The 14508-nt window shown below is 41.1% G+C and carries 12 protein-coding genes and 1 pseudogene; 3 read left to right on the top strand and 10 right to left on the bottom strand.

What is annotated here, in order from left to right; all coding sequences use genetic code 11:
- Window positions 1-553 precede the first annotated feature (553 nt).
- Window positions 554-1360: a helix-turn-helix transcriptional regulator gene (locus MHI15_RS11595; protein WP_076282446.1), complete on the top strand. Its 807-nt coding sequence runs from the start codon at window positions 554-556 to the stop codon at window positions 1358-1360.
- A 139-nt stretch (window positions 1361-1499) separates the two neighbouring features.
- Here MHI15_RS11595 and MHI15_RS11590 read toward each other — a convergent pair whose 3' ends face one another.
- The 8 genes from MHI15_RS11590 to MHI15_RS11555 form a co-directional block, all read right to left on the bottom strand.
- Window positions 1500-2687, bottom strand: a complete 1188-nt coding sequence (locus tag MHI15_RS11590) for a copper amine oxidase N-terminal domain-containing protein (RefSeq protein WP_341164422.1) — start codon at window positions 2685-2687, stop codon at window positions 1500-1502.
- Between the two features lie 44 nt (window positions 2688-2731).
- Window positions 2732-4012, bottom strand: a complete 1281-nt coding sequence (locus MHI15_RS11585) for a hypothetical protein (RefSeq protein ID WP_341164421.1) — start codon at window positions 4010-4012, stop codon at window positions 2732-2734.
- Window positions 4013-4028: 16 nt separating this feature from the next.
- Window positions 4029-5687: an HlyD family efflux transporter periplasmic adaptor subunit gene (locus tag MHI15_RS11580; RefSeq protein ID WP_076220104.1), complete on the bottom strand. Its 1659-nt coding sequence runs from the start codon at window positions 5685-5687 to the stop codon at window positions 4029-4031.
- Window positions 5684-7909: a peptidase domain-containing ABC transporter gene (locus MHI15_RS11575; RefSeq protein ID WP_076123804.1), complete on the bottom strand. Its 2226-nt coding sequence runs from the start codon at window positions 7907-7909 to the stop codon at window positions 5684-5686. The genes MHI15_RS11580 and MHI15_RS11575 overlap by 4 nt, the downstream gene beginning before the upstream one ends.
- 64 nt (window positions 7910-7973) lie before the next feature.
- Window positions 7974-8333 (bottom strand): hypothetical protein, encoded by a 360-nt coding sequence (locus tag MHI15_RS11570; RefSeq protein ID WP_341164420.1) that lies wholly within the window; start codon window positions 8331-8333, stop codon window positions 7974-7976.
- A gap of 95 nt (window positions 8334-8428) precedes the next feature.
- The gene (locus MHI15_RS11565) at window positions 8429-8641 is read right to left on the bottom strand and encodes a hypothetical protein (RefSeq protein ID WP_076123801.1); all 213 of its coding nucleotides are present in this window, start codon (window positions 8639-8641) and stop codon (window positions 8429-8431) included.
- Between the two features lie 28 nt (window positions 8642-8669).
- Window positions 8670-8891, bottom strand: coding sequence for a hypothetical protein (locus tag MHI15_RS11560; RefSeq protein WP_076123799.1), 222 nt, complete (start codon window positions 8889-8891; stop codon window positions 8670-8672).
- 39 nt (window positions 8892-8930) lie between these two features.
- The gene (locus MHI15_RS11555; RefSeq protein ID WP_076123797.1) at window positions 8931-9401 is read right to left on the bottom strand and encodes a hypothetical protein; all 471 of its coding nucleotides are present in this window, start codon (window positions 9399-9401) and stop codon (window positions 8931-8933) included.
- A gap of 275 nt (window positions 9402-9676) precedes the next feature.
- On the opposite strand from MHI15_RS11555, the gene MHI15_RS11550 reads away from it, so the two are divergent.
- Window positions 9677-10525 carry a helix-turn-helix transcriptional regulator gene (locus tag MHI15_RS11550; RefSeq protein WP_076220106.1) on the top strand — a complete coding sequence of 283 codons (849 nt, stop codon included), beginning with the start codon at window positions 9677-9679 and terminating at the stop codon, window positions 10523-10525.
- Between the two features lie 68 nt (window positions 10526-10593).
- Window positions 10594-11570, top strand: a pseudogene (locus tag MHI15_RS11545) (reverse transcriptase domain-containing protein); the annotation flags it as partial.
- Window positions 11571-11618: 48 nt separating this feature from the next.
- Here MHI15_RS11545 and gcvPB read toward each other — a convergent pair.
- Window positions 11619-13079, bottom strand: coding sequence for an aminomethyl-transferring glycine dehydrogenase subunit GcvPB (gene gcvPB, locus MHI15_RS11540; protein WP_340392964.1), 1461 nt, complete (start codon window positions 13077-13079; stop codon window positions 11619-11621).
- Window positions 13076-14428, bottom strand: coding sequence for an aminomethyl-transferring glycine dehydrogenase subunit GcvPA (gcvPA, locus tag MHI15_RS11535; RefSeq protein WP_340392963.1), 1353 nt, complete (start codon window positions 14426-14428; stop codon window positions 13076-13078). Before gcvPA ends, gcvPB begins: the two co-directional genes overlap by 4 nt.
- Window positions 14429-14508: the final 80 nt, after the last annotated feature.

Genomic DNA, 14508 nt, shown 5'->3' with positions numbered 1-14508 from the left:
ATATTGCTATTTTCACAACAATGTACAGAGCATTTAACATAATTATTAAAAAAGATATTATTGGGAATATTCTATTTACCGCAGAAAACGCCAATATAAATAATGAAAACAAAAGTAAAAATGGAATAGACTTTGTATACTTTCTACTGAAAATCCCTACTAAACTCTTGATAAAATTCATTCCTTTCAGGGTAACAGATATAAATATGTTGAGCATGATTTCTCGCTAGTCTCAGACTCCATTGTGAAATTTTTTTCTAATCAACGAATATCCCTATTTTCATAGAAAAAATGGATTTCGTATATATTCTAGGTAGGATATAGACAAGTGGTAATTGTTATGCTCTATTCTTTTTTGACGAAATTTAAAGAATACAGGACAGGTGAAAAGTTCTTATCAAATAATCGGCCATAGAAAAATAATCTAAACAATGTTATTTCAATTCTTACTAATCTCCCACAACCCTAACTAATTATGTCATTGTTTTCCTTTGAAGGGAGTGATATGATATGCTCTGTTTCATTAATACCATAAGTTGGGAGAATGGATTGTTTGAATATTGTTGAATGCGAACGTGCCTGGTTTACGGTAGATGATGTAGATAAAGAATCTAATAATTCCGTGTGTGAATTTTGCCAACCCTGGAGTAACCTCAAAACAGAAAAATCCTTTTTTATAGAAGAGCTGGTTCCCTACGAGATTTTAGTTGAAGTATTACATTCAGAATTGGCGAAAGTAATGGAATTTCTCTTATTGCCCTTTGTCTTTTTCTTAACAGATCGAGCCGGCAATATTATTAATATTGTCAGTCCGTTCGAAACGTTTCAGGAGAAAGTAGATCATTATGGAATTAGGAGTGGAACTAATCTTTCGAAGCAAATCTCTGGAGTGAATGCAGTTTCTTTAGCGATGGAGGTTGAGTCAATTGCAGTAGTGCGTGGAGAAGAGCATAGTATGCCAATGTTTAAAGAGTGGAATTGTGTATGCGCTCCTATAATGATAAATGATTGTATATGTGGATATATAGACATCTCATTTGAAGCCGAGAGGCAACTTGGTTTTTCGATTCTCTTTATTAAACAATTATCCGAAAAGATTGTGTTGAAGTTGAAGGAACGAAGCCCGAAGTTAATTGAGTACATATTTCAGGAGAAGTGTGATTTGTATCGATTATCCCCTAGAGAGAGAGAGGTAGCGTATCACTGGGCACTAAGAAAAGGGGCGCTGCAAATTTCCAACGACCTTAATGTGAAAGAGGGAACTGTGCGGAATATCGTTAAGAGTATTTACAGCAAGATGAATATCAGCGAGAGATGGGAATTGATTGAAAGATTGGCCATTGTGGTCCCAACTATTTAGGAACTGTTCTATATCCGTATCAGCCAGAGAACGTAGGGGAAGCGGGTAAGATTGAGCTCCGGCGCTTTAAATAAGCAAACGGCAAGCCTCCGGGTTAATGGGGCTTGCCGTTTTTTTGTTTTGTTACAAATCCTTATAATTATGGAGTTAACTTGTCTACACTAATCGGATAGGTCTGATCCAGCATCCATTTGCCTGCTTTGGATTTCTTCAGCGTTGTGACAGAGGTGGAGCGGTTATCCTGAAACTCAGGACCCTTAAGCTTGATGCTCGTCTGAACCATATATACGGCTGCGGTATCCTGGGTATAATGAATGATTTTGGCAGATTCCAGAGTGAACTTTAGATCATAGACCGTGAAAATTTGGCTGAAGAGCTGTTTGGTTTGTTCGAGAGCAGGGGACTCAGGATCAATAGTAGATAGCACACCTTGAATATTCTCTGCATTGGTATAGTCCAAGTTGCTCTTAAGCACAGCAAATATATCCGTTTCATCCGACTTCGTCACAGCTGGCTTAGCGTTCAGCAGTTTATCTGGGAGTATATATTGTACGCCTTTAATCTGCAGGTTGTTGATTTTCCAGTCTTCAGTGCTGGCAGTACGCGTTAAGCTATAAATATATTCAGTGGTATTGTCTAAGGTGAATGGACCGCTGAGGTGTGTAGTCGTTTCAACGGTGTGAACCGTAGCCTCTGTGGGTTGAAGGCTGATAACCTCTAATTGATCAAGTGAAATGGTCAGATCGTATTGTTCCATTTGGCTCTTAATCTGTGGCCCGATGACCACAAGAGGAGACTTGCTATCGATTAGGCTCATGAACCCTTCATAATTCTCATTGTTGGTATAGGTTACGTATTTTTCAAAAAAAGCATTGATTTCCTGCGGGTTTACCTGGTTAGTCTTGCCTGTAATGGTTACTGTCTTCGAGTGTGCATTCCAGGAGACTTCATTACCTGTAGCCTCCCCAACGAAGCGCAGCGGAATGTAAGTGGAATTATTGATGAGCTTAGGGGCAACAGAAAGTTGGGTTATTACACCATTGACGCTGGCCTGCTTGCTGCCTGGTCGCAGTGTAATCGTAAGCCCTTCCTTAGTACCTGTTATGGTACCTGTGGTTTGATTCCAATCGATTGAAAGTCCTAGTTTTTCAAAAACCGGGCGAAAAGGAACGACAATTGTACCATTATCACTGAAGGGAGCCTGTCCCTTCAGTGCGAGCTGTTGCTGATTGATCTGAATGGAGATTGGCTTCTCTGCGGCATGGACAGGCCAGGCGATAGCGGTAGAAAGAAGAGTTGCTGCGATTAGGCTAGATATGGTTTTCAACTTGTGATATCTCCTTTGGGTTTTGAATGATAAATTAATAGTTATTAGAGGATAACTCCACTAAGAGCCAAAGTAACTTTTGCTTGGAATAAACCGTACTTTACTTTTTGCTTATCGAATTGCCGATTTAAGTTTAGTAAATCCAGCTTGTCCTGATCTGCCTGAGCCGCTGAGATTAACCCGCTATTTAGGAGAGTATCATTATCCTGGGAGACGCGTACGAGTTCCAATTGCTGCTCTTTTAGTTCTGAATATTCAAAATCAATTTCATTTGCTTCCGGCTTATAACTAGCCAGTTTTTCTTCGAGTTGTTGTTGTACTATATTTTTGTGTGCAATCTGGCTAGACCATAGGACTGAATAATAAGTGATGAGTTCAGCATCGGAAGCTTTAGCTGCATCAAGATTATCTTTGGCGAGTGTGATACGTGCATCTTCTTCGCGTAAATCATAATTACTAGAGAGGCTAATTACTGTATTACAATTCACAGGCTCTGGTGTACTGGAAATGACATCATCTAGAAGGACTTCTGAATAGGATGATAATCCTAACTCAAGCTTAAATTGTTCTAACTGAGCTTCATAACTTCGAAGGTTACGTTCAAAAATAGATTTTCGTACTATGTTTTTACGATTAAAATCGTCCAAACTTCTCTTAGACAGAAGACCATGCTCATAGGACCGCAAGGTATCCTCAGACTGTTGAAACCAATATTGGCTTTCTTGTTTGTCATATTCAATCGTTTTTTTTAGAGAAGAGAGTTGATAATATTTCTGCACAGCATAGTAGCGGATGAGGGCTTCTGTTTTTTGAAGTCGTAACTGATTAATTACTTTATCTGTTTCTAATGTGCGTAATTGGTCACGAAATTCCTTAAGCTGCGCTGTTTTAGTCTCTTGATTGTAACTGTTTTGGCTTTCATTCTGAGCGCTAACCCATTGATTCAGAGATGTGTTAATCATAATTTGAATGAGAATGGATTGATTGACCCCTGCCTGTTCTTCTTCACTTAAATCAGCGTAACCAGGAATACTATTGATAAAAATATCAGGATTTACTGGCAGCAGCCCGCTGGTTGTGACTACATTTTTTTGCTCCAACTTTTTCTCTTCAGATGATACATATGAAAATTTGGAATCCGTTTCTGCAATATTCCATTGTGAGAGCTTGATATCTACATAGTTAGTTAATGCTAGCTGGATTGCTTCTTCCATGGAAAGCGATTTTATTGCGCTAGATACCTGCGTATCAGCATAAACTGTAATGGAATGCGGCAATAGGAGTAATAAGAAGGCGAGTATCAAGAGAGCTGATTTCTTTAACATTTAGCTAGCAACCTCACTATTCCTTTAAGTTGATTTTTTCAAGAACAAAATCAATGATCTTCTTGGAGTCGGTAATAACAGAGGCTTGCGCTATCATCCCTACACGAAGCTCTCCACGTTCACCTCTGCGATTAACAAGTGGGTCATTGGATATCGTTGCCTCCACCAGATAGTAGCTTAGACCGTCTTGCTGAATAATTGAATCTGTGCTGATAGATGTAATCGTACCTTTTTGGGAACCAAAATTTTGTTTAGGAAAGGCTGAAAAGCTGAAATCAACTTTATTGCCAATCGCTATTTTTCCTGCTTCAGCATTAGGTACAGCGATGCTCATTTTATATTTTGACTCGTTGCTAGGTATAATGGAGATCAAGGCTTCGCCGGATTGTACCATGTCCCCGATGCTGGTTTCTTTTAAAATATTAATGGTCCCGGAAATTGGTGCTATGAGCAGTCTTTTGTCTCGTTCAAGCTCAAGTCCCTTAACAGCCTCTTGCAGCGTAATTAAGGTTCTTTTATTTTCTTCTATTGCTGAATGAATCTGTACAATACGGTCAAGTTTCAGTTTTTTCAATGAGGTTGCTTCAGATGAACGGTTAAGTTTCTCTTGATTCAGTAGATCATTTTGCTGCTCAGCCAGCTGTTTCTTTTGCATTTCTAAAGTTTTTCGTTCTGAAACTGATGGATCGTGCCCATTTTTTAGCAAATCGAGGCTGACCTCTATCTCAACCAATTGCTGATTGTAATTGGTGATATTGCTTTCTGAGCTGAGCACGGCTTCGGTTTGGAATTGGTTGATTTGCAAATATGAACTTTCATATTGATGCTGTTCATCTGTAATCTGGGATTGAGGCACAAGGCGGTCCCCCAAGCTGAGCGAACGATTATAGATTTCTTTTTTCTCAGCAGATTGTTTAGACAGTTGGACATATTTAATTTGGTATGTATTATATTGTTCCGTCCGTTTGGTATCTTCAATTGGAAGAAGATTTTGATTCTCTTTGATGGATTGCACAAGCAATTTCTCGTTTGCAATTTCAACATTTAGCAGTTTCTTTTTTCGTTCCAATTCAATTTTATTCTGAAGAGATTTATCCGAACTAGATTCGGCACTAAAGGTAGCAGAATCTTGCAAGCCTATATTCTCGTGAATGGCAGCTGTAAGCTGATCCTGGGTTCCTTGAAAGGTCTGCTGCTGCTGGCTGTATTCAAGGAGAAATTGTTCTACCATGTCATAATAGTAACCCTCATCTGCACGTTCAGAAGAAAACTGATTATCTAAATTGCTAATGCTTTGTTTATACAGCCCGAGATAGTGCAGTTTCTTAGTGAGCTTATTGATTTCTGAATTACGATTTGATAATTCTATATCAAGTTCTTTATGCTCAAAGGAAATTAACTGCTCGCCCTGCTTAATTTGCATCCCTTCATGGACATATACCTGTTCCACTTTTCCCATAGATGAAGTCTGAATGGTACTGACTTTTTCATTGGGTCTAACTACAGCAGAGGCTTTGGCAACTTCATCGATCTGGCCAAAATAGGACCAGACTAACGCAGCCCCCAATAGAATGAATAAGATAAGTATGAAAATGGAAATCACAGGACTGGTCTTGGATTCCATGATTTCTCTGCTATCTGTCATTTCTGATAAGTTATGTATTTGTGCGCTCATACAAGAGACACCTCGCCTACTCCTGCGGCATATTGATGGTTATGTTCTTGTTTTTGTTCAACTCCAGGGAGTTGATCTTTCCACAATTCATAGTACTTTTCACGGTAATCCAGAAGCTCCTGATGAGTTCCATGCTCAATAATCCGTCCTTGATCCATGACATAAATCCGATCACAACGCATGATTGTACTCAACCGGTGAGCGATAATAATCGTAGTCATGTCTTCAAAAGCATTAATCGTCTCCGATACAGCCTTCTCCGTTGTAGAATCCAGATTACTAGTGGCTTCATCCATTATAAGAATATCGGGCTGTTTAAGAACTGCCCTGGCGATAGCTAGTCGCTGCTTCTGTCCCCCGGAAAGGTTAGTAGCATTTTCTTCTAACAAAGTGTTGTAGCGGAGTGGAAGCTGATTAATGAATTCGTGTGCCTGTGCGGTCTGGCAGGCCGAAACAATTTGTTCCAGATCCGTATCCTGATTGACACCCAGACATAAATTTTCCCGGATTGTTCCGCTAAAAAAGAAAGTATCCTGTGATATATATGCGATTCGCTGTCTCAAGCTATCTAAATGAATATCTTTAATATTGTAGTTGTTAATTAAGATATCGCCTTTTTCATGTTGGTAAAATTGCATGATCAATTTGATCAGGGTGGTTTTACCCGAGCCGCTCTCACCGACAAAGGCGACTTTCTCGCCCTGTCTAAGTCTCAAATCAATATCATGAAGTACAAGGGAACGTGTACCATATCTGAAGCTGACACGATCAAATCTAATATCACCTTTTAATGAAGCGGGTTGAATCTTCTTGTCCTCATCCTCAAGCTTCTCCGCTTCTAAGTCGAGTATTTCCCCCAATCGGTCCGCCGCTACAACAGCTGTTTGCAGGGTAGGCTGGAGATTGATGAGATTTTGAATAGGTTCAAGGAAGTAAGCAAGTAATGAGTTATAAGTGATAAGTTGACCCATGGTCATATTTCCTTTTATTACTTGATTACCACCTACCCAGAGGATGGCTACACCTCCAAGCAACTGAACCACACCTTTTAGCGAGCCTTGTATATTATTGAAAATACCAAAGCTGAACACGGATTTCAGAAACGTGATGAATTTCTGTTCCGTCTCAAAGCCAACTTTAGACTCCGCATGGTAGGCTTTGACCGTCTCGATACCGTCTATGGATTCAACGATGTAGGAGGTAAGTTGGGCGTTTTTCTCCATTTGTTCACGGTTTAACCGGTCGAATGGCTTGTGGAATCCCCACACTAATGCTAGATATAAAGGAACCAGCAGCACAGTTACACCAAATAAAAGGGCACTTTGCGAATAAAGAATGATCCCCCCAGCAATAACCATGATAATATCGATCATGATGGTTAGGGTTGCGCTGGAGATGGCATCCCGTACCTTAGAGGCATCCATAAGTCTTGAGATGATTTCCCCCGTCTTGCGAGTACCAAAAAAGTTCATGGGTAGCTTTAACACATGATGGTAATAGCCGAGAATTAGCGAAATATCAAGCTTTTGGCTCAATGTTAGTAGAATGTGACTACGAAAAGCGTTCAATAAAACTTTGAATAGATATAGAATGATTACTCCAATGGATACTATATTCAGAGTCTTCTTTAAGCCAAAAGGAAGAATCTCATCTAGCAGAAATTGAAAATAAAAGGCTGATAATATACCTAATATTGTATAGAGCATGGATGTCAAAAAAATTCCTAGTAGCATTCTTCTCTGAGGAATAAGTAAACCAAAAAAACGAGTGAATAAACCCTTGGACTCACCGCCCTTTTTGAACTGAGGGGTAGGAACCATTAATATGAGAACACCGGTCCAGATTTTAAAGAAGTCTTCTGGTGTATATTTAACAATGCCCTTCGCAGGATCCGAAACGACAACTGTTTTTTTTGTGATTTTATGAATAACAACGTAATGCAATAAAGTTTGGTCTATGACCACATGAGCAATAGCCGGAAGGGGGAAATCTTCGAAGAATGCCTCGTGAGTCCCTTTTACAGCCTTGGCAGTGAATCCTAATTTTTCAGCAGCTTTAACAAGGCCATAGGCGCTGGTACCCATTTTATCGGTTCCCGACATCTCGCGAATTTTAGTTATAGGATAGTTGAGACCATAGTTTTTACTTATAGTGGCGAGACAGGCAGCCCCGCAGTCTTTAATATCTTGTTGTTTGACACATTGGTATTTAGTGAATGCCATATAATCCTCCGAAAAGCAATTATTAAATGATGATTTTATATTGTGACCTGTGCTATACAATGAATCATTTATCTTTGTTGCTCATGTAAAATGCAATGAAAAATCCGATCAGGCCTAACGCCACTAATCCTACGCTTAATAAAATATCTCCAGATCTATTGTCACTTCGAATAATACCTTTTGAAGTTAACATATCTAATATGACTAAAGAAAAATAGATGAAAGCATAAATAAAAACTGCTATAAATGTCTTGTTTTTATTTTTCTTATATATATATATACCTGTTAGAAAAATTAAGAAATTCATTATAAACCATTGGGATGGGAGGATTATATTAGGTCTTACAATTAATAAGAATGATATTACTAGCCCTAAAGTAATGTCTATTCTAATTAGATACGATATTAATTTATCTATTTTCAAAAAAATCACTCGCAATCTATTTATGATTATTCTCTTCTTTTATAGAAGAAAAGATGGAGACATATCCATCTGAAGATGAATGTCTCCATCAAAATTTAGAATGAAGTACCCACTAAATATCCGGCAGCCACTGTACCACTTATGTAGACAACTGCGGCTGTGGCTGTTACTGGTGCGGCAGCAACAGCAGACATGATTGTAACCATACCTAACACTCCTGCACCTACCTTGGCCCAATCAACGCCACCATCAATATTGATACTATCTTCAAGTGTAAGTTCTGAAAAACTAGGGGCATATGAAAGCATTTAATTCCTCACTCCTTATAACAGATATTTAATGTTTTAGTCCGCTACCAGTAAGATATCCAGATACTATTGATCCACCCACTGCCATAATCGCAGTAGGAATCGTTACTGGTGCTGTGGTAACAGCGGCTACCACGGTTACCATTCCCAAGACTCCATAAGCAACATTATCCCAATTTATACCTCCGGAAATCTCCATCGTTTCAATGTTGGACAATGTTGAAAATTGACTATTAAGACTCAGTTCCATTCTATTCACCTCCTTTCGAGATAGACGAGTTTTGACTAGTTAAAGAAGACTAGGATTGATGCCAATACAAATATCTATTTTTATATTTTCACTAGTACCTTCAGATAAGTTTATATTATATGCGGATGTTATTTGATGTAGATTGTTTTGAGAGATATATTTGACTAAAAATTCATAAGCAGAATTGATGCCATTCATTTTACCTTCATACATCAAGCAAATTGCATTTATTAACTTGAATTCTTGCTTATATATAAAAGGGGGATTTTTTTTAATTTCTCCTTTTACTGGTACCATAATCTCAAAATCCACCATCTCTATGCCATTATTTCGGGATACAGAATGAGTAGAAGTGATTAAAGGACCATTCTTTTGGAGGTTATAGTTGTTTAGTGAAAGGATAAATTCGTTTAGTTTATGATGTAAACAACTGGAAGGAATAGTGTTGCGATATGAGACTAAATTAAAATACTGGAATGTTTGTTTTTCATTAATTTTATACAATTCCACTGTGTTATCTCCTTAGAGGTTTCTTTTTTCTATGACTTAAGGCACATTGAATAGAAGAGAGTGTAAGGATAATTATTAATAATAAATGGGGCATCTAGCGGTTATTTAAGTTCTACAAATGTAATTATGGTCTTTATAACAAAGTTTGAAAATATCCCCCATTGGATATTTACTAATATGAATAAATATGTTAATAGTTGGTTGAATCTTCAATATTTAAATATATAATGGTATCATTTTACATTATAAATGATGGAAATCAGGAGGAGTTGGAATTGACAGTAACATACGATCAGACAAAACTTTGGTGTTCAGCTGAAGATCTAAAAAAGGAACAAATGGATTCTATCTCTTCATTGGGTAAAGTCAAAAGTTCAAAGGCCCCACAAAGAACGAGTGCGCACTCTTTTGAGGAGATTGGCCAGGAATCTATTTATCACGAGGCAATGATTCTTTCCCTACATAACGAGATGATTAAAATTAGTAAGTATATATCGGTAGATTTTGCGGCTTTTCTAACAGATGATATGGGGGGAATTCTCGATCTGTATTTCTCTTCAGTACATATAAAAGAAGAATTTGATAAGGCAGGAATAAGAGTTGGGAAGAGTTTTGCCAAACAGGATTTCGGGCTAAATGGTGTTTCACTTTCTATGGAAATGAATTCTATTGGAGTAGTTAAAGGGAGCGAACATACGAATTCTATATTTTCTAATTGGAACTGTGTATGTTCTCCTCTCTACTCAGATGGTGTTATAAGAGGCTATGTAGATATTTCTTTCTACAAAGGACTGCAAATCGAATTTGCTATTCCATTTATGCAACAGATAGCTGAAAACGTTACCGAGAAATGGATGTGGAGTAACCCTGAGATGCAGTTACTTAGACTAGAGTTTAGTTTTGAACAATTCAACTTGACTGCCCGAGAAAAAGAGGTGGCTCAAATGTGGTTATGTGAAAAAAGTGCATTGCGTATTTCTAACGAGTTGGGAATTAGTGAAGGTACAGTTAGAAATGTAGTGAAGAGCATATATAACAAAATGAATGTAACTGACCGTTGGCAGTTCACTAAGAAACTTTCATTTAATCCCGTACATAATCCAGAACTTCTGTATGTAAAATAGCATTTTTTAATATGAGAAAAGGAGACCACGTGTTAAGTGGTCTCCTTTATTTAGTGCGCCCAGCCGATAGTTATGGATTTCGTCCGAAAAGACAAGGGCATGATGCGGTAAGGAAAGCCAGAGCATTCATGAAAGAGGGATATCGATTCGTAGTCGATCTAGACTTGGAGAAATTCTTTGATCGCGTCAACCATGACCGACTGATGATGAAGATTTCGGCTAAAGTGAAGGACAAGAAAGTTCTCCTGCTGATTCGTAAATATCCTCAGTCAGGTGTGATGGAGAACGGGCTAGTAAATACGACAACAGAAGGGACACCGCAAGGTGGTCCACTCAGTCCGTTGTTATCTAACATCGTTTTGGACGAGCTCGACAAGGAACTCGAGAAAAGTGGACACCGCTTCGTCCGTTATGCGGACGACTGTAACATCTATGTGAAAACACTAAGAGCAGGAGAGCGAGTGAAGGCATCCGTCACCAGATTCATTGAGACAAGACTAAAACTAAAGGTGAACCAAGCGAAGAGTGCGGTGGACCGCCCATGGAGACGGAAATTTCTTGGGTTTTGCTTTAGTAGCGATAAAGAGCCCAAGGTGAGGATAGCAAAACAGTCCTTGCAGAAAGCGAAGGCTCGAATTCGGGAGATAACGTCCCGGAAGAAAGCGATGCGAACGGAAGAGCGAATCCAGGAGCTCAATCGATACTTGATGGGATGGCACGGATATTTCTCGCTGGCGGATACGCCAAGTGCCTTTAAAGCGATGGATATGTGGATTCGAAGGAGATTGCGAATGTGTCTCTGGAAGCAATGGAAGAACCCGAGAACCAAAGTCAAAAGGCTTATATCCTTAGGCGTGCCTAAGGATATAAGCCTTTTGAGTGGGGAAATACTCGGAAAGGGTATTGGCGAATTGCAGGGAGTCCAATTCTGCAACGTGCTTTGAATAACCAATATTGGGAATCCAATGGATTAAAGAGTGTATTGGACAGATACAACTCCTTACGGAATACCGCCGTATACCGAACGGTACGTACGGTGGTGTGAGAGGCCGGGGGCTCGCCGCCCCCTCCTACTCGATTTATTATTGAAATATTAACCGCAAGAACAATTCAAAACCGGCTTACGCGCAGCCTGTGTCTCATCCAAACGGCTAATCTCTGTGGTATGCGGTGCGTTGATTACGATTTCCGGTGTCTCCTGCGCTTCTTTAACGATCTGAATCATCGTATCGATGAAGCCGTCTAGCGTTTCTTTACTTTCGGTTTCCGTCGGCTCGATCATCATGCATTCCTCAACGGTCAGAGGGAAGTACACGGTTGGCGGGTGGTAGCCGAAGTCGAGTAATCGTTTAGCAACGTCTAAGGTGCGCACACCATACTGCTTGAGGCTTTTGCCGGACATTACGAATTCATGTTTACATACGCCCGGATATGGGATTTCAAAATACGGCGCCAGACGGTGCATCATATAGTTCGCATTCAGCACAGCATTTTCGGATACCTCACGCAGTCCGTCTGGACCATAGGTGCGGATATAGGCATAGGCACGAACCAGAATACCAAAGTTTCCATAAAAAGCTTTCACGCGTCCAATAGATTCAGGACCACCGAAGTGAAGTGAGAAGCTGCTATCTTCACTCTTCACCACAGTAGGTTGTGGTAGGAATGGAATCAAGATGGATTTTACGCCGACTGGTCCGGCTCCAGGGCCGCCACCGCCATGTGGGGTGCTCATTGTCTTATGCAAGTTCAGATGCACAACGTCAAAGCCCATGTCGCCAGGTCGGGTAATGCCCATAATGGCATTGGAGTTGGCTCCATCGTAATAGAGTAGGCCGCCTGCTTCATGCACGATCTCAGCAATCTCGACGATTTGGGTCTCGAACAAGCCGAGTGTGCTTGGGTTAGTCAGCATCAGTGCGGCTGTGTCGCTACCGACGGCTGCCTTCAGTGCTTCAAGATCGACCATTCCTTTATCTGTGGAAGCGATCGTGATCGTTTCAAGTCCTGCTGCTGAGGCACTAGCAGGATTGGTTCCGTGCGAGGAATCCGGCACGATAACCTTAGTACGCGTCTCGCCGCGACTTTCATGGTAGGCGCGGATCATCATGAGGCCGGTCCATTCACCATGCGCACCTGCGGCAGGCTGTAAGGATACTGCATCCATGCCCGTCAGCGCGGACAGATCATTTTGCAGGGTATACATTAATTCCAGTGCGCCTTGAATACTTTCTTCCGGTTGGTAGGGATGAATTTTGGCGAAGCCGGAGAAGCGGGCAACATCTTCGTTAATCTTCGGATTGTATTTCATCGTGCATGAACCGAGTGGATAGAAGCCATTGTCTACACCAAAGTTACGACGTGAAAGAGAAGTGTAGTGGCGAATGACATCCACTTCCGATACTTCTGGAAGTACGACGGGTTCGCTACGGAGTAAACCTGATGGAATCAGGGACTCCAAGGTTTCTTCCTGTGGTACATCGCATAGTGGCAAGGAGTAGGCCGAGCGGCCCGGACGGCTTAATTCAAAAATTAGACTTTGCTCCGGTTTCATAAACAGCCCTCCAGTGCGCTAGCGAATTGGTCGATTTCGGTTTTGCTTCTTTTTTCCGTTACGGCAACCAGCATATGTCCAGCAAGTTCAGGATAATCACGACCCAGATCATAACCGCCGAGATAACCGTCCTTCAGCAGCTTAGAATTAATAGCGGTCACGCTGCTGCCTTCAGGAAGCTTCACAACAAATTCGTTAAAGAATGGGGAGGAGAAGGCAAGTTCAGCACCTGTTAGTCCGCTAAGTTTATTAGCAGCGTAATGGCTTTTGCGAATATTTAGTTCGCCTACTTCACGCATGCCTTCTTTGCCCATAACGGACAAGTAGACGGATGCGCAGAGAGCCAGCAGTGCCTGATTGGAGCAGATATTCGATGTCGCTTTTTCACGACGAATATGCTGTTCACGCGCTTGAAGTGTAAGAACGAAGCCACGTTTACCGTTACGGTCTACCGTTTGGCCAACGATCCGGCCTGGCATGCGGCGCATCAGGTGATCAGCTACGGCAAAGAATCCGCAAGTTGGACCCCCGAGAGAAGCTGGAATACCGAGTGGCTGAGCATCACCGACTACGATGTCGGCTCCAAGTTTGCCCGGAGTTTCAAGTACACCAAGAGCTATTGGGTTGGCGCTGACTACAAGAAGACCTTTAACCGCGTGAATCAGCGGCTCAACCGAGCGAAGATCCTCAATGCTGCCGAAGAAGTTAGGCGATTGCATCAGTACTGCGGCAGTATCACCATCGATAGCTTCAGTAAGCTTAGCTTGATCGGTAACACCGTCTTTATAGTCAATCTCCACCACCTCCAGACCCCAAGCATTAGCCGAAGTACGTAGCACTTGGCGAGCCTCAGGATGAACGGTACGGGAGACGATTAATTTTTTGCGTTTGGTAGCACCAGCCGCGAGAACCGCTGCTTCGGATAAAGCTGTAGCGCCATCATACATACTGGCATTGGCAACTTTCATACCGGTTAGTTCGCAAATGTAGGATTGGAATTCGAAGATCGCTTGCAGCTCACCTTGGCTGATCTCCGGTTGGTAAGGAGTGTAGGCAGTGTAGAATTCAGAACGGGAAATGACATGGTTGATGACCACAGGGATGTGGTGATCGTATAATCCGGCGCCGAGGAAGCTGGCGTGAGAATCAAAGTCGGCATTTTGGTCAGCCAAACCTTTCATGTGGCGCAGCAGGGCGTATTCATCGAGTGGTTCAGACATCGGCATAGTGCCTTGGTAACGTACCGCTTCAGGAATATCGGAGAACAGCTCATCTATAGACTGAATCCCGACGGCCTCCATCATCTCTACGCGGTCCAGTTCTGTCATGGGCAGATAACGGTGCTTCATTAAGGTTTCACTCCTTGGCTTTTTTAGAATATAAGAAAGTACAATTTTCACGCTATACTTTATCCTTCTATTTCTCGCTT

This window comes from Paenibacillus sp. FSL H7-0918 (assembly GCF_038007025.1).
Classification (GTDB): Bacteria; Bacillota; Bacilli; order Paenibacillales; family Paenibacillaceae; genus Paenibacillus_AQ; species Paenibacillus_AQ odorifer.
This window is presented reverse-complemented; position numbering and strand designations above follow the sequence as displayed.